Annotated in this window: 19 protein-coding genes and 4 tRNA genes; all 23 read right to left on the bottom strand. The window is 56.3% G+C overall.

Annotated features, from left to right (window positions below; genetic code table 11):
* Positions 1 to 442: 442 nt before the first annotated feature.
* The 23 genes from rpsJ to IC235_RS04850 all read right to left on the bottom strand — a co-directional run bounded on the left by rpsJ (position 443) and on the right by IC235_RS04850 (position 23,338).
* Positions 443 to 748, bottom strand: coding sequence for a 30S ribosomal protein S10 (rpsJ, locus tag IC235_RS04960; RefSeq protein ID WP_035567915.1), 306 nt, complete (start codon positions 746 to 748; stop codon positions 443 to 445).
* Positions 749 to 786: 38 nt separating this feature from the next.
* The gene (gene fusA, locus IC235_RS04955; RefSeq protein ID WP_191004061.1) at positions 787 to 2,925 is read right to left on the bottom strand and encodes an elongation factor G; all 2,139 of its coding nucleotides are present in this window, start codon (positions 2,923 to 2,925) and stop codon (positions 787 to 789) included.
* A gap of 111 nt (positions 2,926 to 3,036) precedes the next feature.
* Positions 3,037 to 3,504 (bottom strand): 30S ribosomal protein S7, encoded by a 468-nt coding sequence (gene rpsG / locus IC235_RS04950; RefSeq protein ID WP_046245256.1) that lies wholly within the window; start codon positions 3,502 to 3,504, stop codon positions 3,037 to 3,039.
* A gap of 102 nt (positions 3,505 to 3,606) precedes the next feature.
* Positions 3,607 to 4,035, bottom strand: coding sequence for a 30S ribosomal protein S12 (rpsL, locus tag IC235_RS04945; protein WP_190925666.1), 429 nt, complete (start codon positions 4,033 to 4,035; stop codon positions 3,607 to 3,609).
* A 329-nt stretch (positions 4,036 to 4,364) separates the two neighbouring features.
* On the bottom strand, positions 4,365 to 4,688 hold the full coding sequence (locus IC235_RS04940) for a DUF3467 domain-containing protein (protein WP_191004060.1): 324 nt from the start codon (positions 4,686 to 4,688) through the stop codon (positions 4,365 to 4,367).
* Positions 4,689 to 4,695: 7 nt separating this feature from the next.
* A complete protein-coding gene (locus IC235_RS04935) occupies positions 4,696 to 5,274 on the bottom strand; it encodes a GNAT family N-acetyltransferase (protein WP_191004059.1) in 579 nt (192 codons plus the stop codon).
* Positions 5,259 to 5,492: a hypothetical protein gene (locus IC235_RS04930; RefSeq protein WP_191004058.1), complete on the bottom strand. Its 234-nt coding sequence runs from the start codon at positions 5,490 to 5,492 to the stop codon at positions 5,259 to 5,261. Before IC235_RS04930 ends, IC235_RS04935 begins: the two co-directional genes overlap by 16 nt.
* A 46-nt stretch (positions 5,493 to 5,538) precedes the next feature.
* Positions 5,539 to 5,691 (bottom strand): DUF3467 domain-containing protein, encoded by a 153-nt coding sequence (locus IC235_RS21965; RefSeq protein ID WP_223847087.1) that lies wholly within the window; start codon positions 5,689 to 5,691, stop codon positions 5,539 to 5,541.
* 7 nt (positions 5,692 to 5,698) lie between these two features.
* Entirely contained in the window at positions 5,699 to 6,124 is a 426-nt protein-coding gene (locus IC235_RS04920) for a hypothetical protein (RefSeq protein ID WP_191004057.1), read from the bottom strand.
* A gap of 127 nt (positions 6,125 to 6,251) precedes the next feature.
* Positions 6,252 to 10,604: a DNA-directed RNA polymerase subunit beta' gene (gene rpoC, locus IC235_RS04915; RefSeq protein ID WP_191004056.1), complete on the bottom strand. Its 4,353-nt coding sequence runs from the start codon at positions 10,602 to 10,604 to the stop codon at positions 6,252 to 6,254.
* A gap of 416 nt (positions 10,605 to 11,020) precedes the next feature.
* Positions 11,021 to 14,890 carry a DNA-directed RNA polymerase subunit beta gene (rpoB, locus tag IC235_RS04910; RefSeq protein ID WP_191004146.1) on the bottom strand — a complete coding sequence of 1,290 codons (3,870 nt, stop codon included), beginning with the start codon at positions 14,888 to 14,890 and terminating at the stop codon, positions 11,021 to 11,023.
* Between the two features lie 277 nt (positions 14,891 to 15,167).
* On the bottom strand, positions 15,168 to 15,551 hold the full coding sequence (gene rplL, locus IC235_RS04905) for a 50S ribosomal protein L7/L12 (RefSeq protein WP_191004055.1): 384 nt from the start codon (positions 15,549 to 15,551) through the stop codon (positions 15,168 to 15,170).
* Positions 15,552 to 15,616: 65 nt separating this feature from the next.
* Complete coding sequence (rplJ, locus tag IC235_RS04900) at positions 15,617 to 16,165, bottom strand: 50S ribosomal protein L10 (RefSeq protein WP_191004054.1); 549 nt, start codon at positions 16,163 to 16,165, stop codon at positions 15,617 to 15,619.
* A 15-nt stretch (positions 16,166 to 16,180) separates the two neighbouring features.
* Positions 16,181 to 16,879, bottom strand: coding sequence for a 50S ribosomal protein L1 (rplA, locus tag IC235_RS04895; RefSeq protein ID WP_191004053.1), 699 nt, complete (start codon positions 16,877 to 16,879; stop codon positions 16,181 to 16,183).
* Positions 16,880 to 16,897: 18 nt separating this feature from the next.
* On the bottom strand, positions 16,898 to 17,341 hold the full coding sequence (gene rplK, locus IC235_RS04890; protein ID WP_191004052.1) for a 50S ribosomal protein L11: 444 nt from the start codon (positions 17,339 to 17,341) through the stop codon (positions 16,898 to 16,900).
* A gap of 194 nt (positions 17,342 to 17,535) precedes the next feature.
* Positions 17,536 to 18,102 carry a transcription termination/antitermination protein NusG gene (nusG, locus tag IC235_RS04885; protein ID WP_068191701.1) on the bottom strand — a complete coding sequence of 189 codons (567 nt, stop codon included), beginning with the start codon at positions 18,100 to 18,102 and terminating at the stop codon, positions 17,536 to 17,538.
* A 12-nt stretch (positions 18,103 to 18,114) separates the two neighbouring features.
* The gene (gene secE, locus IC235_RS04880; RefSeq protein WP_191004051.1) at positions 18,115 to 18,309 is read right to left on the bottom strand and encodes a preprotein translocase subunit SecE; all 195 of its coding nucleotides are present in this window, start codon (positions 18,307 to 18,309) and stop codon (positions 18,115 to 18,117) included.
* Positions 18,310 to 18,373: 64 nt separating this feature from the next.
* Positions 18,374 to 18,444 (bottom strand) — tRNA-Trp (locus IC235_RS04875).
* A gap of 362 nt (positions 18,445 to 18,806) precedes the next feature.
* On the bottom strand, positions 18,807 to 19,997 hold the full coding sequence (tuf, locus tag IC235_RS04870) for an elongation factor Tu (RefSeq protein WP_046245268.1): 1,191 nt from the start codon (positions 19,995 to 19,997) through the stop codon (positions 18,807 to 18,809).
* A gap of 167 nt (positions 19,998 to 20,164) precedes the next feature.
* Positions 20,165 to 20,236 (bottom strand) — tRNA-Thr (locus tag IC235_RS04865).
* Positions 20,237 to 20,328: 92 nt separating this feature from the next.
* A tRNA-Gly gene (locus tag IC235_RS04860) sits at positions 20,329 to 20,401 on the bottom strand.
* Between the two features lie 68 nt (positions 20,402 to 20,469).
* Positions 20,470 to 20,549: transfer RNA gene (locus IC235_RS04855), tRNA-Tyr, on the bottom strand.
* 170 nt (positions 20,550 to 20,719) lie between these two features.
* Positions 20,720 to 23,338, bottom strand: coding sequence for a M1 family metallopeptidase (locus IC235_RS04850; protein WP_223847086.1), 2,619 nt, complete (start codon positions 23,336 to 23,338; stop codon positions 20,720 to 20,722).
* Between the last annotated feature and the right edge of the window lie 64 nt (positions 23,339 to 23,402).

Below are 23,402 nucleotides of genomic sequence, written 5' to 3'. Positions count from 1 at the left end.
GTAAGCTAATCATTTGAATAGCAGGCGCTGTTGTTCTCATAAGTTTCAGAGTATCAAGTTTATAGTAATAACAGAACAATTTTATTATACACTAACTTTCTTTGTTGCTAAATTTAACCATAAGTATTTCTCCTCGCTAACAAATGTATCCTTAAACTTATATCCGTGCAAGTCCCCTGTGGTAAGCTGTAGCCCTCTCAGCTGTGGGCCTGCTTGCCGTTAGTTCATTGCTGTAAAGCAGGCGTAACAATGCCTCAGCATAAGGCCATTTGCTTATTCTGTACCATACAACGAAGCGGCGAATCTTCCCGGGAGCCGCGAATACCCGCTGTGTAGTCGCTGTTTTTGTATCATGGGAAATACTTACCTGAAGCCAGACTGTAAAGCAATAAAAAAGCCCCTTAGCGTGCTAAGGGGCTTTTTTATTGCTTTCCGCTAAAAATCAGACTTTGATTTCCACATCCACGCCGCTGGGCAATTCCAGCTTCATCAGGGCATCCACCGTCTTCGACGAAGTCGAGAAGATATCCACGAGGCGCTTATAAGTACAAAGCTGGAACTGCTCCCGGCTCTTCTTGTTCACGTGGGGCGAGCGCAACACGGTGAACTTCTCTTTTTGGGTCGGCAAAGGAATCGGACCGCTCACGATGGCACCGGTGGCCTTCACTGCTTTCACGATTTTCTCGGCCGATTTGTCCACGAGGTTGTGGTCGTAGGACTTCAGCTTGATGCGAATTTTCTGATTCATTAGGGTTTTTGGTCCGATTGACCAATTAGTGACCGGTGTTATTTACCTCCTTTGGTTTTAGCAACAATGGCGTCGGCCAGGTTGCTGGGAACTTGCTCGTAGTGCGAGAACGTGAGCGAAGCCGAAGCCCGACCCGACGAAATCGTCCGCAGGGCCGTTACGTAGCCGAACAGCTCCGACAACGGAACATCAGCTTTGATAACCTGAGCACCACCTTTGGTGTCCATGCCTTTCATCAAGCCACGCCGACGGTTCAAGTCACCGGTTACGGGGCCGGTGTACTCGTCGGGGCATACTACCTCAACGGCCATGATGGGCTCGAGCAGCTTGGGACCAGCCTGACGGGCCGCCTCGCGGAAACCACCCCGAGCAGCTAGTTCGAACGACAAGGCATCCGAGTCAACGTCGTGGAACGAACCATGGAACAGGCGCACTTTCATGCCCTCGACCGGGAAACCAGCCAACGGACCCTGACGCATGGCCTCTTCAAAGCCTTTCTGAATCGGCGGAATGAATTCGCGCGGGATAACCCCACCTACGATGGCGTTTTCAAACTCGAAGCCGGGCTTTTCCGGCTCGGTCTCTTTCGGGCCGAGTTCAAACACGATGTCGCCGAATTTACCGCGGCCACCCGTCTGCTTCTTATAGGTTTCGCGGTGCTCAACCTTCTTCGTGAGAATCTCTTTGTATGCAACCTGAGGAGCACCCTGGTTGATTTCCACTTTGAATTCCCGACGCATGCGGTCGATGATGATTTCCAAGTGGAGCTCGCCCATGCCCCGCAACACCGTCTGACCAGTCTCAGGGTCGGTGTTCACTTTCAGCGTGGGGTCTTCCTCAATGAGCTTGGCGATGGCCATGCCCATTTTGTCCACGTCGGCCTGCGTCTTCGGCTCGATGGCGTAGCCGATTACCGGCTCGGGGAAGCTCATCGACTCCAGAATGATGGGGTTCTTCTCGTCGGTCAGCGTGTCGCCGGTTTTGATGTCTTTGAAACCAACCCCCGCCGCGATGTCGCCCGCCTGAATGCGGTCAATCGGGTTCTGCTTGTTGGAGTGCATCTGCATGAGGCGCGAGATCCGCTCCTTCTTGCCGGTACGGTTGTTAAGCACGTAGGAGCCCGATTCCAGCACCCCGCTGTAGCAGCGGAAGAAGCACAGCCGACCGACGAAGGGGTCAGTAGCGATTTTGAACGCCAAAGCCGTGAAAGGCTCGTCGTTGTCGGGATGACGCTCCAGCTCAGTGCCGCTATCGGGGTGGGTACCAACGATGGCGGGCATGTCGAGGGGCGAAGGCAGGAAGGCCATAACGGCATCCAGCATGGTCTGTACGCCCTTGTTTTTGAAGGCCGAACCGCACAATACCGGCGAAAACTTCATGTCGATAACCGCCTTGCGGATAACAACCATCATTTCCTCCCGGGTAATGGAGTCGGGGTTGTCGAAGAATTTCTCCAGCAGCGCATCGTCATACTCCGCTACGCTTTCCACGAGCTTCTGACGCCATTCGGCCACCGTCTCCACCAAATCCTCGGGCACGGGGATTTCGCTGTACGACTTGCCTTCGGTGGCATCGTCCCACACAATGGCTTTGCCAGTCAGCAAATCCACAGCGCCTTTAAAGGTGTCTTCTGCGCCAATCGGAATCTGCAACGGCACGGGGTTGGCCCCCAGCTTGTCTTTGATTTCGCTAACGGCTTTGAAGAAGTCCGCGCCCGCCCGGTCCATCTTGTTGACGAAGCAGATACGGGGCACTTTGTATTTGTCGGCCTGACGCCATACCGTCTCCGACTGGGGCTCCACGCCCGACACGGCGCAGAACAAGGCCACGGCCCCGTCGAGTACGCGCAGCGAGCGCTCTACTTCCACCGTGAAGTCCACGTGGCCGGGAGTGTCGATCAGGTTGATTTTATACTGCTTGGTTTCCGAAGTAGGGTCGCCCTTAACGTCGGTCGGATAGTTCCAGAAGGTGGTCGTGGCAGCCGAGGTAATCGTGATGCCGCGCTCCTGCTCCTGCTCCATCCAGTCCATCGTGGCGGCACCATCGTGCACTTCCCCGATTTTGTGGGTTTTACCCGTGTAGTACAGAATACGCTCCGACGTCGTGGTCTTACCGGCGTCGATGTGCGCCATAATCCCGATGTTGCGGAGGTATTGTAGGTCTTTATTAACGGCCATGGTGGTTAGTGATGAGACAATGAAGTAATGAGGTGATGGAGAAATCAAGTCGGCAACATCAAAATGGCCTCCTTCATTACCCCATCACCTCATTACCTCGTCACTTATTAGTTAGAAACGGAAGTGCGAGAAGGCCTTATTGGCCTCGGCCATGCGGTGGGTGTCGTCCTTTTTCTTAACGGCGGCACCTTCTCCCTTGGCGGCGGCGATGATTTCACCAGCCAGCTTGTCCTTCATGGTTTTCTCTCCACGACGACGAGCGTACTGAATCATCCACTTGGCACCTACCGAAATGCGGCGGTCGGCGCGCACTTCAATCGGAACCTGGAAAGTGGCGCCCCCTACGCGGCGGCTCTTCACTTCCACGGTGGGCATCACGTTGTTCAAGGCCTTACGCCACATTTCGAGGCCATTCTCCTTGGTGCGCTGCTCCACGAGGTCGCAGGCGTCGTAGAAGATGGTGTACGCCAGGTTTTTCTTGCCGTCGTACATCATGTAATTCACGAAACGGGTTACCAGCGTCTCCTTGTACTTCGGATCCGGCAGCAAGATGCGCTTCTTCGGTTTTGACTTTCTCATGATTGGTGTTAGGGACTTGGGGTCTCGGGGTCTTGGGGACTTAGTGTTGAACCTGGCTCAAAACCAAGTCCCTAAGTCCCCAAGACCCCAAGCCCCTAATAATTATTTCTTTTTGCCGGGAGCTGGTTTGCCGCCTTTGCCCGTTGCGGCGGGTTGGCCGGGCTTCGGACGCTTGGCGCCGTACTTCGAACGACGCTGGGTCCGGCCGTTTACACCGGCGGTGTCCAGGGCGCCACGGATAATGTGGTAGCGAACCCCTGGCAAGTCTTTAACCCGGCCTCCACGAATCAGCACGATGCTGTGTTCCTGCAGGTTGTGGCCTTCACCGGGGATGTATGCGTTCACTTCCTTACCGTTGGTAAGGCGCACACGGGCCACTTTGCGCATAGCCGAGTTCGGCTTCTTAGGCGTGGTGGTGTACACACGGGTGCACACGCCCCGACGCTGCGGGCACGAATCAAGAGCGGGCGACTTCGACTTGGTAGTCAAAGCCTCACGGCCTTTCCGTACTAACTGATTGATGGTTGGCATTTAGCGAATGGTTTGTTTGGAGCCGTTTGCCCCTAAAATTTGGCTTGCAAAGGTAAGATTATTTCATTGCAATAGCAAACACAGTGAGGATGTTAATTTTTAGCTTCTTGTCGAAAGTCCCACTGCCGGGACCTCACCCCCCGGCCCCCTCTCCCAAGAGAGGGGAAGCCTGACGATTTCAACCAGTGCATGACCGGTGCCCCCTCTCCTGTGGCTTCGCGCATAAAGCGAACCGGAGGTTAGGGGTGAGGTTCCCGAAGTGAGCTATACGAAAAAGCACCTTCATTCTTCAATGAAAGTGCTTTCGCAGCGGGCGTGTGATGTTCAGCCTACGCCTCCCCGACCGCGCCGCCGAAGTTCATGGGGTAGCTTGGGGCTTCGTTCTGCATTTTGATGGCCCCGAAGGCGGCCTCGAACCGCTCGACGTTTTCCGTTAGTGCCTGCAGCAACCGCTTGGCGTGCTCGGGCGTCACGACGATGCGCGCCTTCACCTTGGCTTTGGGCAGGCCCGGCATCATGCGGATAAAGTCAATTACGAACTCGCTGTTGCTATGCGCAATCATGGCGAGGTTAGCGTATTCGCCCTCGGCCATAGCTTCGGAAAGCTCGATGTTGATGGCGTTCGGGTCGGGGTTTTGGTCAGTTGGGTGCATGAGGTAGTTAAGGTAAACGGTTAATTATTTCTTCGCGGATGATAGCCATCGACATCACCATACGGCGGGGCTGCTGGTCCGTGGGCGCGGGCACAAACCCACGCTTGCCGTACCAATGCAGTAAGCTTTCCTCACCCGCATCGAGTACTACGGCGTAGCAGCCTTTGCCACCATCGGTAATCTGGTAGGCTTGGAGCAGGGCGGCGGTCAGCAACTTACTACCCAAACCCTGCCCTGCCAGCTTTTCGCTCACGGCCATCCGGCCAAGCAGAACAGTTGGTACTTCGCGGTAGCCCAGCTTGGCCGCTACTTTTTTGGGTAATGAGTCTTTGGAGATAGACTGATTGCAGAGCGTGAAATAGCCCAGCACTTCCCCATTACCACCATCTACCAACACAAACGGGCGCGCCAGCCCATACTTCAAATCTTGGTCGAGGGTACGCTTGGCCGCCGAGTCGCCAGTAAAATATTGCGTCAGATGGGGCTTGGAGCAAACAAAAGCCGCCCGGTCATGCTGAGGACCAAGCGGCTCGATGCGAATCTGCGCAGGCAGACCCGGTCTGTCATCATCTATTTCTTGAACCATTGGGCCACTTCGGGCAAGTGTTCAAAAATGTTTATCTCCGCTCGCAACGGTGCTTCGCAGGCTGCGAAGAACACGGCCGCTTCCTGTTTTGTCATCTCCATGCCACGAGCCGTGGCGGGCTTTACCAGCCGCACCGCGCTGGCGTTTATCTTGCCGGGCACGCGGCGCACCACGAACGCGGTAGGCCGAGAATGATTTAAGGTGAATGACGTTGCCATAGTGTAAAGGTAACGCGGGCCAGAGTTTTTTGGTTTGAGTAGCTTGCTACTTGTGGATGAAGTCAATTACGAACTCGCTGTTGCTATACGCAATCATGGCGAGGTTAGCGTATTCGCCCTCGCTCAATGTTGATGGCATTCGGGTCAGGATTTTGGTCAGTTGGCTGCGTAGCAATGTCTTGTACGAAGTTTCAGTCATGTATTGGCTAATCCTTAGTCTTATGCCCATTCAGCACAGCTGTTTCCATGTATTCTACTGCCTTTCCAACTGTAATGGTAAACACTCCAGCATGGCCAGCATCGAAGCTTCGACGCCATTCATCGTAGCCTGCCTTGAAATCAGGAAGCTTAGTTACTGTTCCGATTTGCTTAGTCACACTTGAATCAATAGCAGCTTCAGAAAAAGGCATATGCGAAATCGTCTCACTGTACTTATCAGGATCCAATGACGTTTTAATCTTCACATTGCTCACGTAAACGTGGATAATGTTGCCAATGCTGTCTTGACCCTCAACTTTAACAATCGTCAACTTTGCATCAGGCTCTGATGAGCGGGTAGTGTATGTCCATACTTGTCCCACTTGATACTTTGACTTTACAGTTTCTCGCAATGATGAATGTTTGGAATCCATAGAACAGCCGGTTAGAAGAATGAATAAGCCTAAAAGCAACGGGAGTTTCATTTATACGAAGATTTAGACAAAGAAAAAGCCGACCGGTTTACCCCAGTCGGCTTTTCCATTACAAACCTACAACAGTTTACTCAGCCAGCATTTCGCGTTTGCCAGCGCGGCTGGGCCGCTTGGTGGGAGCGGTAGCTTCGGCGGCCTGGGCAGCTTGGGCAGCCTCCATTTCCTCTTTCGAACCTACTACCTGACGCGTGTACTCGCGCAAGCCAGTACCGGCCGGGATGAGGTGACCGACGATTACGTTCTCCTTCAGGCCTAGGAGCTGGTCGGCTTTGCCGCGGATAGCAGCTTCGCTCAGCACCTTGGTCGTCTCCTGGAAGGAAGCGGCCGAGATGAACGAGGCCGTGCCCAACGACGCCTGCGTGATGCCTTGCAGCGTGGGCCGCGAAACGGCGGGCTGGGCGTCGCGCACTTGCACGAGGGCGAGGTCGCGGCGCTTCAGGCTGCTGTTCTCGTCGCGGAGGCGGCGGGCCGTTACAATCTGACCAGGCTTCAGGCTGGTCGAGTCGCCAGCATCGGTGACCACTTTCATGTCGATAATCATGTCGTTCTCGGCCATGAAGATGATTTTGTCAATCACCTGATTTTCGAGGAACGAGGTGTCACCGGCATCGAGGATTACCACCTTCTGCATCATCTGGCGGACGACCACCTCGATGTGCTTGTCGTTGATTTTCACCCCTTGCAAGCGGTACACTTCCTGAATCTCGTTCACGAGGTACTCCTGCACGGCCCCGGGACCCTGAATGCTCAGAATGTCCGAAGGCGTGATGGCGCCATCCGACAGCGGCATGCCGGCGCGGATGAAGTCGTTGTCCTGCACCAGGATGTGCTTCGACAGCGGCACCATGTACTTCTTCTTGACGCCGTCTTTTGACTCCACGAAGATTTCCCGGTTGCCACGCTTCACGGTGCCATAGGTTACCACGCCGTCGATTTCCGATACTACGGCCGGGTTCGACGGGTTACGGGCTTCGAACAGCTCGGTAACGCGGGGCAGACCACCGGTAATGTCGCGGGTTTTGCCCACGGAGCGCGGAATCTTCGCCAGGATATGACCGGCGGAGATTTTCTCGTTGTTCTCCACGTTCAAGTGCGAGCCCACCGGAATGCTGTACGCCTTCTGGCCTTCCACGTCACCCTTCTTACCGGGGCGCACAATGATGGACGGGTTCTGGTCCTTGGCCTTCGATTCGATGATGACTTTCTCGCGGTGGCCGGTCTGTTCGTCCGACTCCTCGCGGTAGGTCACACCTTCGGTGATGGCGTCGAACTGCACGGTACCGTCGAACTCCGCCAAAATAACGGCGTTGTACGGGTCCCAGGTGTTCAACTCCTGGCCTTTCTCCACTTCCTGTCCTTCCTCTACCAGCATGAACGAGCCGTAGGGAACGTGGTTGGTAGTGAAGACGCGGCCGGTGCCTTTCTCCACGATGCGGATTTCGCCCGAGCGGCCCATTACCACCGCTCCCTTCTGCCCCTCGGGCAGCGTGGTGGCCACGGTACGAACGTCTTCGAACTCTACTACACCGGCGAACTTGGCCTTGATGCTCGACTCCACGGCAATGTTAGAAGCCGTACCACCGACGTGGAAGGTCCGCAGGGTCAGCTGCGTGCCGGGCTCACCAATCGACTGCGCGGCAATAACCCCGACGGCCTCGCCCCGCTGCACCATGCGGCCCGAAGCTAGGTTGCGGCCGTAGCACTTGGCGCAGATACCCCGCTTGCTCTCGCAGGTCAGCACCGAGCGGATTTCCACCGACTCGATACCAGCGGCATCGATGCGACGCGTGAGGTCTTCCTTGATTTCCGAGCCCGACGTCAGCAGCACCTCGTTAGTGTTCGGGTCGATGATGTCGTGCACGGTCACGCGGCCGAGGATACGCTCCGACAGCGGCTCCACGATGTCCTCGTTGTCTTTCAAGGCGAAAGTCTCGATGCCGCGCAGGGTCCCGCAGTCTTGCTCGTTCACGATTACGTCCTGCGAAACGTCTACCAGACGACGAGTCAGGTAGCCGGCGTCCGCCGTCTTCAGAGCCGTGTCAGCCAGCCCCTTCCGGGCGCCGTGGGTGGAGATGAAGTACTCGATTACGTCCAGGCCTTCTTTGAAGTTAGACAGAATCGGGTTTTCGATAATCTCCCCAATCGAGCCTTGCAGCGACTTCTGCGGCTTGGCCATCAGGCCCCGCATCCCACCGAGCTGACGGATCTGCTCACGCGAGCCGCGGGCTCCCGAGTGCATCATCATGTAGATGGAGTTGAAGCCCTGGTTTTCGCGCTCCAGGCGGCCCATCAACGTTTCCGTGATCTGGTTGTTGATGCGCGTCCAGATGTCGATAACCTGGTTGTAACGCTCGTTGTCGGTAATCAGACCCATCTGGTAGTTCTGCGTCACGGCTTTCACGTCGTTCTGCGCCTGCAGCACCAGCTCATCTTTCTCCTTTGGAATCTGGATGTCACCCAAGCCCATGCTCAAGCCACCTTTATAGGCCGACTGGAAGCCCAGAGTCTTGATGTCGTCCAGGAACTGCGCAGTGCGGGCCATGCCCGTGCGCTTGAACACCAGCGAAATAATTTGCTGGAGCTTCTTCTTAGTCAGCAGCTCATCTACGAAACCAACTTCCTCGGGCACGAGCTGGTTGAACAGCACCCGGCCCGCGACGGTCTCCACGACCTTAGTTACCAGGTCGTCGTTCTCGTCGCGCACCTTGGTACGCACTTTAATGTAGGCGTGCTTCGAGAGCTGGCCTTCGTTGATGGCGATAACAACCTCTTCGTCCGAGTAGAACACCCGGCCTTCGCCGAGAATTTTCTCGTTCTCGGTGCTGCGCTTGCCTTTGGTTACGTAGTACAGCCCCAGAACCATGTCCTGCGACGGCACCGCGATGGGCGCGCCGTTGGCGGGGTTCAGGATGTTGTGCGAGGCCAGCATGAGCATGGAGGCTTCCAAGATCGCGGCCGGCCCTAGGGGCACGTGCACAGCCATCTGGTCACCGTCGAAGTCAGCGTTGAAGGCCGTACAAACGAGGGGGTGCAGCTGGATAGCCTTGCCCTCGATGAGGCGCGGCTGGAAGGCCTGAATGCCCAGGCGGTGCAGCGTAGGAGCCCGGTTAAGCAGCACGGGGTGGCCTTTCAGCACGTTCTCCAGGATGTCCCACACCACGGCGTCCTTGCGGTCCACGATTTTCTTGGCTGACTTCACCGTCTTCACAATGCCGCGCTCGATGAGCTTGCGGATGATAAAGGGCTTGAACAGCTCGGCCGCCATGTTCTTGGGCAGGCCACACTCGTGCAGCTTCAACTCAGGGCCTACCACAATTACCGAACGGCCTGAGTAGTCAACCCGCTTACCGAGCAGGTTCTGACGGAAGCGGCCCTGCTTGCCTTTCAGCATGTCGGACAGCGACTTCAGGGCGCGGTTGCCTTCGGCCCGCACGGCATTCACCTTGCGCGAGTTGTCGAACAGCGAGTCCACGGCTTCCTGCAGCATGCGCTTCTCGTTCCGCAGAATCACCTCCGGCGCCTTGATTTCAATCAGGCGCTTGAGGCGGTTGTTGCGGATGATAACGCGGCGGTACAGGTCGTTCAGGTCAGACGTGGCGAAACGGCCACCATCCAATGGCACGAGGGGGCGCAGCTCCGGCGGAATAACCGGCACCATGCGGATAACCATCCACTCAGGCTTGTTCTCGATGCGGGTAGCGGCGTCGCGGAAGGCTTCTACCACGCGCAGGCGCTTCAGGGCCTCGGCTTTCCGCTGCTGCGAAGTTTCGTGGGCGGCGGAGTCCCGCAGCGAGTAGCTCAGCTCGTCCAGGTTGATGCGCTCCAGCAGCATGTGCAGGGCATCGGCTCCCATGCGGGCGATGAACTTGTTGGGGTCCTCATTGGGCAGCATCTGGTTCTCCCGGGGGAGCTTGTCGATGATGTCCAGGTATTCGTCCTCGGTGAGGAAGTCGAGCACCTGCACGCCTTCTTCAGCCAGCGTACCGGGCTGAACGACGACGTAGCGCTCGTAATAGATGATTTGGTCGAGCTTCTTGGTGGGCAGGCCCAGCAGGTAGCCGATTTTATTGGGGAGCGACTTGAAGTACCAGATGTGCGCTACGGGCACCACCAGCTCGATGTGGCCCATGCGCTCCCGGCGCACCTTCTTCTCGGTCACCTCCACGCCGCAGCGGTCGCAGATGATGCCCTTGTAGCGGATGCGCTTGTACTTGCCGCAGTGGCATTCCCAGTCCTTTACCGGACCGAAAATCCGCTCGCAGAACAAGCCGCCCATCTCGGGCTTGTAGGTGCGGTAATTGATGGTTTCAGGCTTCACAACCTCGCCGGTGCTACGCTCCAGAATTGCTTCGGGCGAGGCCAGGGAGATGGTGACTTTGGAGAAGTCCTGAACCAGTTTCTTATTTTTTGCGAAAGCCATTTGATTGGTTTTAAGCTGTTAGCTGTTGGCTTTGAGCTGTTTGTTTCCTCACTCTTCGCCAGAAGAGCGCAAGAGAATCAAACAGTTTGACACTTAGAAAAGTGCCTTTGCAGAACAGATAGGTATGTTTGGCAAAAACTCCTTTAAAAGGTCGGATTATTAAGTCTGACTGGCAGAGCTAAATCGTGAGAAGGCCTCCGATTAGGGTACTTGAGGAATTTTAGTGCTGAACTGACCATATCTCGGAACCGCTTCCCCAGCTTCTTTCACCGAAGCGTTTTCTCACCTTTATTACCGGAGTCGCTCAATCAGCGCCTCCCTATTGCTTGCCAGCAGGATTTTAAATGTTAGTTGCTCGTTATCAGGAAGTCTTTGCGCCAGGCTAACAACTGACAACAAGCAACCAACATCTAATACTATTCCATCGTGATTTCGAGGGCCAGGCCACGCAGTTCGTGGAGCAGCACGTTGAACGACTCGGGGATATTCGGCTTGGGCAGTACGTCGCCTTTTACAATGGCCTCGTACGCTTTGGCGCGGCCGACCACGTCGTCCGACTTCACCGTCAGGATTTCCTGGAGGACGTTGGAAGCCCCGAAGGCCTCCAGTGCCCACACCTCCATCTCGCCGAAGCGCTGGCCACCGAACTGGGCCTTACCACCCAGCGGCTGCTGCGTGATGAGCGAGTACGGCCCGATGGAACGAGCGTGCATCTTGTCGTCAACCAAGTGGCCCAGCTTGAGCATGTAAATCACGCCCACGGTCACCGGCTGGTCGAAACGGTCGCCCGTCAAGCCGTCGTGCAAGTAGGCGCGGCCCCACTCGGGCAGGCCTGCTTCGGCCAGCTCACGGGCAACTTCGTCCTCGGTAGCACCGTCGAAAATGGGGGTAGCGTAGGTGCGACCCATTTTCAGACCCGCCCAGCCGAGTACGGTTTCGTAAATCTGGCCGATGTTCATGCGGCTTGGTACCCCGAGCGGGTTCAGCACGATGTCCATGGGCGTACCATCCGGCAGGAAGGGCATGTCCTCATCGCGCACGATGCGGGCAACTACCCCTTTGTTACCGTGGCGGCCGGCCATTTTATCGCCCACTTTCAGCTTGCGCTTCTTGGCGATGTATACTTTAGCCAACTGCACGATGCCCGCCGGGAGCTCATCGCCTACTTCCAGGGTGAAGCGCTGCCGCTTGAACTTCGCGGTAATGGTGTTGCGGCGCTTGGCGTAATTACGCACCAGCTCCAGCACCAAGCCATTTACCCGGGCATCAGCCGTCCAGCCCTCCAGAATCAGGTCCTTGAATAGGTTCACTTCTTCCGGAACGGCGTAGTTGCTCTCGTCCTTGTAGGGGTTTTTCTCGGGGAACAACCCTTCGGTGATGTTCTTGCGATTGAACTTCACGCCCTTGGCAATCATCTCCTCGCCAAAGCGGTGCTTGATGCCCTGCGACGTCTTGCCTTCCAGCAGCTGCACGAGCTTGTCAATCATCACTGCCTTCACACCGCGGAGCTCCTGCGCGTACTTATCCTTCAGGTCTTCGACTTCCTTCTTCGACTTGGCCCGCAGGTTTTTGTCTTTCTTGGGCCGCGAGAAGAGCTTGGTGCCGATAACTACCCCCTGCAGAGAGGGCGGCGCCTTCAGCGAGGCATCCTTCACGTCGCCGGCCTTATCGCCAAAGATGGCGCGCAGCAGCTTTTCCTCCGGAGTAGGATCGGTCTCCCCTTTTGGGGTGATTTTGCCAATCAGGATGTCGCCTTCCTTTACTTCGGCCCCGAGGCGGATGATGCCGTTGTCGTCGAGGTTGCGGACGGCTTCTTCGCTCACGTTCGGAATTTCCGAAGTCAGTTCCTCCTCGCCACGCTTGGTCTCGCGCACTTCCAGCTCAAACTCCTCAATGTGAATCGAGGTGAAGATGTCGTCGCGCACCACGCGCTCCGAGATGACGATGGCGTCCTCGAAGTTGTAGCCCTGCCACGGCATGAAGGCCACCTGCATGTTGCGACCCAGAGCAAGTTCGCCTTGGTTGGTGCCGTAGCCTTCGCAGAGCGCCTGGCCTTTGGTTACCCGCTCGCCGCGCTTCACGAGCGGCGTCAGGTTGAGGCAGGTGTCCTGGTTGGTGCGGCGGAACTTGATCAGATCGTACGTAATCCGCTCCGCGTCGAAGCTCACCATGATGTCGTCCTCCGTGAGGTCGTACTTCACCACGATTTTGTTGGCGTCAACGTAGTCAATCACGCCCTCGCCCTCGGCCATAATCAGTGTGCGCGAGTCGGTGGCGATGCGGCCTTCTAGGCCCGTGCCCACGATGGGCGCCTCGGGGCGGAGCAGCGGCACCGCCTGGCGCTGCATGTTCGAGCCCATCAGGGCCCGGTTGGCGTCGTCGTGCTCCAGGAACGGAATCAACGAAGCCGCCACCGATACAATCTGGTTCGGGGCTACGTCCATGTAGGAATACTCCGTGGGGTTCACCACGGGGAAGTCACCTTCGAAACGTCCCTTTACCAGCTCCTGCGTCAGGTTGCCGTTTTCGTCGAGCAGGGAGTTGGCCTGGGCGATGTGGTGGGTATCCTCTTCCTCCGCCGTCAGGAACTTCACGTTCTCGCTCATGTCCACCTTGCCGCCCTTCACGTCGCGGTAAGGCGTCTCGATAAAGCCCATGGCATTCACCCGAGCATGCACGCACAGCGACGAAATCAACCCGATGTTGGGTCCTTCCGGCGTTTCGATGGTGCACAGCCGGCCGTAGTGGGTGTAGTGCACGTCGCGCACTTCGAAGCCTGCGCGCTCCCGCGACAGACCTCCCGGCCCAAGGGCCGATACGCGCCGCTTGTGCGTCACCTCGGCCAGCGGGTTGGTCTGGTCCATGAACTGCGACAGCTGGTTCGTGCCGAAGAACGAGTTAATCACGCTGGACAGCGTTCGGGCGTTAATCAGGTCCACCGGCTTAAAGTCCTCGTTGTCGCGCACGTTCATGCGCTCCTTAATGGTCCGCGCCATCCGGGCCAGGCCCACGCCGAACTGGGCGTAGAGCTGCTCCCCTACCGTGCGCACCCGACGGTTGCTCAGGTGGTCGATGTCGTCGACAATAGCCTTGGAGTTGATGAGACCAATCAGGTACTTTACAATCAGCACAATGTCCTGGTTGGTCAGCACCCGCGACTCCTGGTCCATGCCAATCTGCAGCTTCTTATTGATACGATAGCGGCCTACTTCCCCGAGGTCGTAGCGCTTGTCCGAGAAGAACAGCTTCTGGATGATGTCCCGGGCCGTTTCTTCGTCAGGCGCCTCCGTGTTTCGAAGCTGACGGTAAATCTGCTCAACGGCTTCCTTCTCCGAGTTGGAGTTGTCCTTTTGCAGCGTGTTGTAGATAATGGCGAAGTCCGCGATGTTCACGTTCTCGCGGTGCAGGATGACCGACTTAGCACCCGCCTCCAGAATTACGTCGATGTCGGCGTCCTCAATCGTGGCATCGCGCTCCAGCAGCACCTCGTTGCGGTCGATAGACACCACTTCACCGGTGTCCTCGTCCACGAAGTCCTCGGTCCAGGTGCGCAGCACCCGGGCGGCCAGCTTGCGGCCCACGATTTTCTTGAGGTTCTTCTTATCGGCCTTCACCTCTTCCGACAGCCCGAACAGATCGAGGATGTCTTTGTCGGTGCCGTAGCCGATGGCGCGCAGCAGCGTCGTCACCGGGAATTTCTTTTTCCGGTCGATGTACGCGTACATCACGTTGTTCACGTCCGTGGCGAATTCTATCCACGAGCCCTTGAACGGGATAATCCGGGCCGAATACAGCTTGGTACCGTTCGTGTGCTTGCTCTGGGCAAAGAACACGCCCGGGGAGCGGTGCAGCTGCGATACGATGACGCGCTCGGCCCCGTTGATAACGAATGAACCCTTCACGGTCATGTAGGGGATGTTCCCGAGGAACACCTCCTGCTCGATCGTCTCGAAGTCCTCGTTGTCCTTATCATTGCAAATCAGCCGCAGCTTGGCCTTCAGCGGAACCGAGTAGGTCAGGCCGCGGTCGATGCACTCGTCAACCGAATATTTCGGCGGGTCGACGTGATAATCGATAAAGTTGAGCACGAAGTTTTCGCGCGAATCCGAAATCGGAAAGTTCTCAGCAAATACTTTGAACAATCCCTCGTTAGAACGGCGCTCGGCGGCCGTTTCTAACTGAAAGAACTCCTGGAACGAGCGTACCTGCACGTCCAAAAAGTCCGGGTATTCAATAACCTTCTTAATCTTGGCGAAATTGATTCGCTCGGCGGCCGTTTTCTTCAGGGCGGCCGTCTGTGCTTTCGGTGTAGCCAATGCGATGGGAGTTAAGAGATGGACACGGAAGCGTAAAAATGGGTACCACCAAAAGCGGTAGGTCAGTAACGCGGACTCTGTAAGTCCGCGACCCCAACCAGCCTGAAAATCAGACCGATACTGACGCACAAAAACGCAGGCTAGCCAGCCCGCGCTGCTGACACGCTACAAACAGGAAAAGACCTGGCTAAGTTGCCAGGTCTAATCCTTATTTGAAGCGGGTCCGGAGATGCTTCAGGAGCAGAAACTACTTAACTTCTACTTCAGCACCGGCTTCTTCGAGCTGCTTCTTCAGCGACTCAGCCTCGTCCTTGGCTACGCCTTCTTTCAGGGGCTTGGGAGCACCGTCAACCAGTTCCTTAGCCTCTTTCAGGCCCAGACCGGTCAGGTCTTTCACCAGCTTCACTACCGCCAGCTTGGCGCCACCGGCAGACTTTAGGATTACGTCGAACGACGTCTTTTCCTCGGGAGCCTCGTCAGCACCAGCACCAGCGCCGCTGCTAGCCATCATTACGGGGGCAGCAGCAGCAGGCTCGATGCCGTACTCGTCCTTCAGGATGCCTGCCAATTCGTTTACTTCTTTCACCGTCAGGTTTACGAGCTGCTCAGCGAATGCTTTCAAATCTGCCATTTCTGTAGATTGTTAAAAAAAGTGTTGTTGAAAATTTAAGTTGAAGTCGAAAAAGAGCAGGGCGCTTAGGCAGCCTCTTTTTCGGAAAGCGTTTTGAGGATGCCAGCCAGCTTGTTGCCACCGCTCGACAGAGCGGAGATAACGTTCTTGGCAGGCGACTGCAGCAGGCCGATGAGCTCACCGAGCAGCTCCTGCTTGCCTTTGATGGTGGTCAGGCCTTCCAGCTGGTTCGAGCCGAGGTAGATGCTGGCATCCACGTAAGCGCCTTTCAGCACGGGCTTGGGCTCAACCCCGCGGGGGTAAGCCTGGGCTTTGTAGAAGTCGCGCAGCAGCTTGGCCGGAGCCGAGCCGCTCTCCTGCGAGAACAACACGCCCGAAGCACCTTTCAGCGCGGCATCCATCTCCGAGGTATCGTGGCCGAGGGTGTCCAGCGCTTTCCGGATAAAGGTGTTCTTATACACCTTGTATTCCATCCCGCGGTTGAAGCACAGACGACGAAACTCGTTGATTTTCGCCACCGTCATCACCGAAGCATCGACGATGTAGAACGAGTTGTGCGATTGGAATTTTCCGCTCAACTCATCCACGAGGGCTTGTTTTTCTTCCCTGGTCATGTTTGGTTGGGTTAATTAGTTAGCGGAATTGACTTGGCTGTCCACCGGAACGGCGGGCGACATCGTGCTGCTCAGGGTGATGCTGCGGATGTAGGTGCCTTTCGAGGAAGAAGGCTTCAGGCGACCCAGCGTCTGGATTACCTCCAGAGCGTTTTCGGCCAGCATCTTCTCGTCGAACGATACTTTACCCACGGAGCAGTGAATGATGCCGGTTTTGTCGACTTTGAAGTCGATTTTACCAGCCTTCACTTCCTGTACTGCCTTGGCTACGTCGGTCGTAACGGTGCCCGACTTCGGGTTCGGCATCAGACCACGGGGGCCGAGCACGCGGCCCAGGCGACCCACTTTAGCCATAACGGCCGGCATGGTGATGATGACGTCGATGTCGGTCCAGCCTTTTTCGATTTTCGAGATGTAGTCGTCCAGACCTACGAAGTCGGCGCCGGCGGCCAGGGCTTCGGCCTCCTTATCGGGAGTAACCAGGGCCAGCACGCGAACGGTTTTGCCGGTGCCGTGGGGCAGGGTGGCCACGCCACGAACCATCTGGTCCGCTTTGCGGGGGTCCACGCCGAGGCGAACGTCAATATCTACCGAGGCATCGAATTTGGTGTAGGTGATGTCCTTCACCACTTTGGCGGCCTCCAGGAGGCTGCGCACTTCCGTCAGGTCGTGCTTGGCAAGGGCTTCCTTGCGCTTTTTGCTGATTTTTGCCATCTGTCGTTTTCCTTTTAATTATTCAGCAAAAGGAGAGTCGCCCTTGATGGTAATACCCATGCTGCGGGCCGTACCGGCTACCTGCTTCATGGCGGCTTCCACCTTGAAGGCGTTCAGGTCAACCATTTTGGTTTCGGCGATGGTGCGGACCTGGTCCCACGTCACGGAGCCGACCTTGTTACGGTTCGGCTCTTTCGAGCCGCTCTGCAGCTTGGCCGCTTCCATGAGCAGCACCGGAGCCGGGGCCGTCTTCACTACGAAGTCGAACGACTTGTCGGTGTACATGGTGATGAGTACAGGACAAACTTGGCCGGCTTTATCTTGGGTGCGAGCATTGAACTGCTTGCAAAACTCCATGATGTTCAAGCCTTTGCTACCAAGTGCAGGTCCTACCGGCGGCGAAGGGTTCGCGGCGCCTCCCTTTATCTGCAAACGCAGATAACCTTTGATTTCTTTGGCCATTTGATTGATTAGGCTGTGGCTCCTACGTCGTAACTCGTACTCGCCTCAGTTGGTATAAACTCCTGATTGGAAGCCCCGCCAGTTCGGAGTGAATAACTGACGTGGTTGTTTTTATAGAGCTTAGATAGTAGAGCTCAGAATATAGAAGCCAGAACGTCTCTAAGTTCTAAGCTCTAACATCTGAGCTCTTCTAATTACACTTCTTTCTCCACCTGAGTATAGCTGAGCTCTACCGGCTGTGAGCGGCCGAAAATCTTCACCACTACGTTCAGCTTCTTGCGCTCTTCGAATACTTCGTCCACGTTGCCGGAGAAGCCGTTGAAGGGGCCGTCCACTACTTTCACGAGCTCGCCCACTACGTAGGGCTTGTCGAGGGTAGCGGTGGTCTGTTGCTCGGCTTCATCCACGATGCCGAGGATGCGGTTCACTTCGGAGATGTGCAAGGGAACGGGCTTGTTGTTAGCCGCGTCTTTCTTGTCTTTGTCGCCCAAGAAGCCAATCACGCCCGGCGTGCTGGTGATGATATGGTCAACTTCACCGTGGCCGAGGTCGGCGTGGATGATGATGTAGCCGGGGTAGAGGTTCCGCTCGCGGACGCGCTTCTTGCCGTTGCGCATCTCGAACACCTTTTCCACCGGAATCAGTACCTGCGGCACAAGCTCGGTCAGGTTATGCCGGCCGAGCTCCGTTTCGAGGTAGTTTTTGGCTTTCTTCTCCTGGCCACTCACCGAGCGAACCACGTACCATTTCAATTCGCCCATCTTCGACTCTGATTAGCGAAACGAGTTATAAAACGCTTTAAGTATCGACTCAAAGCTGATATCCATGACGCCGACTACGATGGCAAAGACCAACGAACCAATCAGCACGAGGCCGGCACTCTTTTGCAGTTCCGTCGTCGAAGGCCACGTTACGTTGTAGCGCATCTCCTCGACGGTAGCGCGGAAATAATTGCTCAGTTTGTCCATTGGTTGAGGAAAAAACAGCGTTGCCACTGAAAACGACACGGAATGGACCGACTGGCCCAACTTGCACGAGTGGAGAGATTCGAACTCCCATCAAAGGTTTTGGAGACCTCTATTCTACCCTTGAACTACACTCGTTGATCAACATTCCCGTTAAGCGCATTTCGCCAAAGGGAGTGCAAAGGTAAGAGAAACAGCGAACAAAACAAATATGCCCTTCTGTTCCAATATAAAAAACCTGCTCCCGGTCCTTGGGACGCGGCTTTTTTATGGTTAAGCTGGGTCCTAGTTGAAAGCTTCGGCTACCTGACCGGTACCTACCGGCTACTTCCACCCACCCTATGCGACCTGCACGCTGTCGCAAAATACCCGCACAGCTGCCGCAGAAACGAGCATGTTTGAGCCCATTAGAATGTCATGCTCTATCTAGCCTAAACAAGAACATAAAAAACGCCCCCGATTGCTCGGGGGCGTTTTTACATTCAGCGATTACGCTAGAACTAGTCGAGAACTTCGGTTACCTGACCAGCACCTACCGTCCGGCCACCCTCACGGATAGCGAAGCGGAGGCCCTTCTCCATTGCCACCTTGTTGATGAGCTCAACAGTGATGGTGATGTTGTCGCCGGGCATTACCATTTCAACACCCTCGGGGAGGGAGATGATGCCGGTAACGTCGGTGGTACGCAGGTAGAACTGCGGGCGGTAGTTGTTGAAGAACGGGGTGTGACGGCCACCTTCCTCTTTCGAGAGCACGTACACCTCAGCCTTGAACTTCTGGTGGGGGGTTACCGAACCGGGCTTGCAGATAACCATACCGCGACGGATGGCTTCTTTTTCGATACCACGGAGGAGCAGACCAACGTTGTCACCAGCTTCGCCACGGTCAAGGATTTTGCGGAACATTTCCACCCCCGTTACCGTCGACTTCAGGCCGGCGGCGGCACCCATACCAAGGATGTCAACTTGCTCGCCCGAGTTGATGATGCCGCGCTCGATACGACCGGTGGCTACGGTGCCACGGCCCGTGATCGAGAACACGTCTTCAACCGGCATCAGGAAGGGCAGGTCGGTCAGACGAGCGGGAATTGGAATGAACGAGTCAACTGCGTCCATCAGCTCGTTGATTTTGGGAACCCAGTTGGCATCGCCGTTCAGGCCGCCGAGGGCCGAACCCTGGATGACCGGAATGTTGTCGCCGTCGAAGTCGTAGAACGAGAGGAGCTCACGGATTTCCATTTCCACCAGCTCGAGCAGCTCGGGGTCATCCACCATGTCCACCTTGTTCATGAACACCACCAGCTGAGGAACCCCTACCTGACGAGCGAGCAGGATGTGCTCACGGGTCTGGGGCATCGGGCCGTCGGTAGCGGCTACCACGAGGATAGCGCCGTCCATCTGGGCCGCACCGGTAACCATGTTCTTTACGTAGTCGGCGTGGCCGGGGCAGTCAACGTGGGCGTAGTGACGGTTTTTGGTCGAGTACTCGACGTGAGCAGTGTTGATGGTGATACCACGCTCTTTTTCTTCGGGGGCATTGTCAATCGAAGAGAAGTCACGCTTTTCGGCCAGGCCCTGGTTTGCCAATACCATCGTGATAGCAGCCGTCAGGGTCGTTTTGCCGTGGTCAACGTGGCCGATGGTGCCGATGTTAACGTGCGGCTTGGACCGGTCGAAATTTTCTTTAGCCATTGTAAAGAGTAAAAAAGAGGTGGTGAAGTGAAGTTGAAGGTAAATCGGGCCCTACAACAAGAAAGCGAGACTCAGCCCCTACGTAATAGAAAACTGTGCGTCGCTTACCGGAGAGAACCGCGCCGGCTGCCTGAAGCTTCAGGCGGCCGAGTAGTAATTGTAATCTGAGCCATTTATGGGATTTGAACCCATGACCTCTTCCTTACCAAGGAAGTGCTCTACCACTGAGCTAAAACGGCTGGTACCTTTTTAAGCTGACAGCCAATTGCTGTTAGCTTCTCAAATATTCCGCCCGATAGCGAATAGCTAAAGGCCGATAACCAACATAATGAGCGGGAGACGAGGTTCGAACCCGCGACCTGCAGCTTGGAAGGCTGCCGCTCTACCAACTGAGCTACTCCCGCAAGAAAGTGAGGTGGTGGATTGGCAAGCTGGTGGGTGCACCAACTCACCTTTTCACTTACTCACCGAGTGGGGGTAACAGGACTCGAACCTATGAACCCGAAGGAGGTGAGTTACAGTCACCCGCAATTGCCGCTATGCGATACCCCCAATTTGATGCTTTTTGGCCGATTGCCGAGAAGCAGAATCCCTTCGCTCCGACCACTGCCGGGGCAGTAGTGTTTCGTAAGGAGTCGCAAAATTAAGGCTTTTCTAACACCGGGCAAGCGCTAAGGCAAAAAAAGCCTGGACTTTTTTGAAAAAAGTCCGCGCCAGCCCTCCTACATCAGATTATAAAAAGTCTTGAGCCGGTCGTCGGTCTCCTTTTCCCGAATGTTTTTCATCAGAGCTTTCACCTGGGGGCTCGTAGGTGCAAGCAGGGCCAGGCCCCGGTAGGCTCCTAAACGAACTTCGTACCGGGAAGCATTGCGGGCATAATCTTCCAGGACCTTCAGCCCCTTATCCCGCTCCACCGGAGGGATGTGCGTCATCAGCGTGCCGAAGGACTGGAAAAACACGTACAGGTCGGCTTCGGGCACGTCGGGCAGGCGACGCAGGAACCAGGGGTACTGGTCGAGGCCCCCGTTGAGGGAATAGAAACTTGCTATTGCCAGCAACAGGGGGCCGCTGGCAGTATTATCAATCGCCGCAATCTGCTGGCGGGAGTTGGCTTCGGGCCGCTTAGAGAGAATCTCAACCGCCGCGGCCGCTACCAAAGCCGAACTGTCGGCCACCGCCTTGCTGTACAGGGGGCTGTACTTGCCGTCGGGGAGCGTCGCCATTGTAGTAAGGGCCTGGGCCCGGACGCGGGAGTTGGGGTCGGTGGTGGCCACGCGCTGCAGGTCTTTGCGTACTCCTTCGGGTTCGGGGCCGCGGTAATGGCGAAGGTGGTCGAGCGCGGCGCGGCGTACCGCCCAGAACCTATCGTTCAACGCGGCGCGCATCAGGCTGCTCACGCCTAAGTCAGCGGTTTTGTTTTGAAGCAATTCCAGGGCTTCTGATTTCTGCTGGTACGATTGGGCGTGGTAGAACTGGAAGATCAGCTCATCCTGGCTCCGCTCTTCGTTGAACTGCGCCAAAAGCTGGCTTTGGCTGTCGAACTTCACCAAAAGGGGCTTCTGGCTGGCCGGCAGCAGAAAGGTCTGGTCAGCTTTGGTAACGTTGATGCGGTGGTCGGTAGGCGCGGCGCCGTTGGCCCACACACTTACCGTAACGGGCAGACGGAAGATGGGCTGGAACACCGTATCCTGCACCTGTTGCACGCGCAGCGCTACCTGGCCGCCAGTGTAGCTGTGCGTGATGCGCAGCTCGGGATGTCCACGCTGCATGAACCACTGGTTGAAAAACCACATCAAATCTTCGCCGGTGGTTTCTTCAAAGGCTACGCGCAGCTTGGAGACTTCGACGGCCGTTTGCTTGTTCTCGACGAGGTAACGGTTCAGGGAAGCAAAGAAGGCATCGTCGCCCACGTATTTGCGCAGCATGTGCAGCACCCGCCCGCCCTTGTCGTAGGAGTGGCGGTCGAACATGTCCTCGCGGTTGGTGTACCGGTAGCGAATAAGCGGCTCGCGCTTGGACTGCGCCTCTTCTAAATAATTATTGATTTTGGTTTCCTGCAGGAGGCTGGCTTCGGCGGCTCCGTACTTGTGCTCGGCCCACAGGTACTCGGAATAATCCGCGAAAGACTCATTCAGGGGCAGATTGGCCCAGGACTCGGTGGTGACATAGTCGCCGAACCACTGGTGGAACAGCTCGTGGGCAATGGTCGATTCGGCCGTCTGGTAGTTGGCATCGATCAAATCGCGGCGCGTTGCCTGAATGGTCGCCCCGTGAATGGTGGCCGTGGTGTTTTCCATGGCGCCGCTTATGTAGTCGCGCACGGCTACCTGGGCGTATTTCGCCCAGGGATACTCCACGCCCAGTTTTTTAGAGAAGAACTCCATCATTTCGGGCGTGTGTCCGAATACGGCTCGCACGGTACCGGTATACTGCGGCTCGACGTAATACTCAACGGGCTTGCCGTGCCAGGATTCACTGATTACCGTAAAGTCGCCCACCACCATCGCGGCGAGGTAGGGCGCGTGCGGTTCGCTCAGCTTCCAGGTATCGGTGCGGGTACCATCGGTATTGGCTTTCGAAGAAACCAGCAGGCCGTTGGAAAGCGTCTTGAATTGCTTTTCCACCGTCATGCTGATTTCCTGGGTCATGCGCTGATTGGGCTTATCGATCGTGGGAAACCAGCAGGAGCTGGACTCCGTTTCGCCCTGCGTCCAGATTTGGCGCGGCTTATTTTTCTCGAGTCCTAACGGATTAATAAAGTACAAGCCCTTGTCGGACCGGATGGCCGCCGAGCCGCCCTGGGGCAGCTCATTCGGCTTGGCCACGTAGGCAATGCGCACCTGATAGGAAGTGCTTCGGGGGTACGCATGGTCGAGGGTGATGACCAGCTTGCGCCGGTTGTAGTTGTAATTGAGGGTCTTGTTTTTCTTATCCCCCAGCAGCTCCACTTTCTGGATGTCGAAACCCTTAGCATCGAGCACTAACTCCGACTGCGGATAGAAATGAGAGCGTAACGTGAGGACGGCGGTGCCCAACAGGTATTGCTTTTTGTAGTCGAAGCGCACGTCGAGCTTGGTGTCGAGCACATCGGTGAGGATGGTCGCGGCGGGTTGGTAGGGTGCGTCGGCGGGCAGCCAGGAAGGCACTACCAGGCCCGCGGACGCGGGCGCCGGGGCCGCCGCGGGAACGGCTTTCTTACGAGCGGGAGCCTTGGGAGTGGGCTTGCCCGTAGTGGACGACGGCGACTGGGCCGTCGCCAGCAAGTGTACAAATAACAACAGGCTGGTAAGGCCCGAAACCAGATACTTCATGCCGACAATAACGGACGAAAAACGCTTCAATTTCCGAATTAATTTGAGATTTGGGCTACCTTTAACCTCCACTTCCCTCGCAACCTACTCGCTT

It is taken from the genome of Hymenobacter montanus (assembly GCF_014699115.1).
In the GTDB taxonomy this organism is placed as follows: domain Bacteria; phylum Bacteroidota; class Bacteroidia; order Cytophagales; family Hymenobacteraceae; genus Hymenobacter; species Hymenobacter montanus.
Note: the sequence above shows the minus strand (reverse complement) of the source record. Positions and strands in the feature narration are given on the sequence as shown.

Coding starts and splice junctions, on each gene's coding strand:
- IC235_RS21965 (WP_223847087.1), bottom strand. CDS start 5,691: ATGACTGAAACTTCGTACAAGACATTGCTACGCAGCCAACTGACCAAA.
- rpsG (WP_046245256.1), bottom strand. CDS start 3,504: ATGAGAAAGTCAAAACCGAAGAAGCGCATCTTGCTGCCGGATCCGAAG.
- tuf (WP_046245268.1), bottom strand. CDS start 19,997: ATGGCTAAAGAAAATTTCGACCGGTCCAAGCCGCACGTTAACATCGGC.
- rpsJ (WP_035567915.1), bottom strand. CDS start 748: ATGAATCAGAAAATTCGCATCAAGCTGAAGTCCTACGACCACAACCTC.
- IC235_RS04920 (WP_191004057.1), bottom strand. CDS start 6,124: ATGGATTCCAAACATTCATCATTGCGAGAAACTGTAAAGTCAAAGTAT.
- IC235_RS04930 (WP_191004058.1), bottom strand. CDS start 5,492: ATGGCAACGTCATTCACCTTAAATCATTCTCGGCCTACCGCGTTCGTG.
- rpsL (WP_190925666.1), bottom strand. CDS start 4,035: ATGCCAACCATCAATCAGTTAGTACGGAAAGGCCGTGAGGCTTTGACT.
- IC235_RS04940 (WP_191004060.1), bottom strand. CDS start 4,688: ATGCACCCAACTGACCAAAACCCCGACCCGAACGCCATCAACATCGAG.
- fusA (WP_191004061.1), bottom strand. CDS start 2,925: ATGGCCGTTAATAAAGACCTACAATACCTCCGCAACATCGGGATTATG.
- IC235_RS04935 (WP_191004059.1), bottom strand. CDS start 5,274: ATGGTTCAAGAAATAGATGATGACAGACCGGGTCTGCCTGCGCAGATT.
- secE (WP_191004051.1), bottom strand. CDS start 18,309: ATGGACAAACTGAGCAATTATTTCCGCGCTACCGTCGAGGAGATGCGC.
- rplL (WP_191004055.1), bottom strand. CDS start 15,551: ATGGCAGATTTGAAAGCATTCGCTGAGCAGCTCGTAAACCTGACGGTG.
- rplK (WP_191004052.1), bottom strand. CDS start 17,341: ATGGCCAAAGAAATCAAAGGTTATCTGCGTTTGCAGATAAAGGGAGGC.
- rplJ (WP_191004054.1), bottom strand. CDS start 16,165: ATGACCAGGGAAGAAAAACAAGCCCTCGTGGATGAGTTGAGCGGAAAA.
- rpoC (WP_191004056.1), bottom strand. CDS start 10,604: ATGGCTTTCGCAAAAAATAAGAAACTGGTTCAGGACTTCTCCAAAGTC.
- nusG (WP_068191701.1), bottom strand. CDS start 18,102: ATGGGCGAATTGAAATGGTACGTGGTTCGCTCGGTGAGTGGCCAGGAG.
- rplA (WP_191004053.1), bottom strand. CDS start 16,879: ATGGCAAAAATCAGCAAAAAGCGCAAGGAAGCCCTTGCCAAGCACGAC.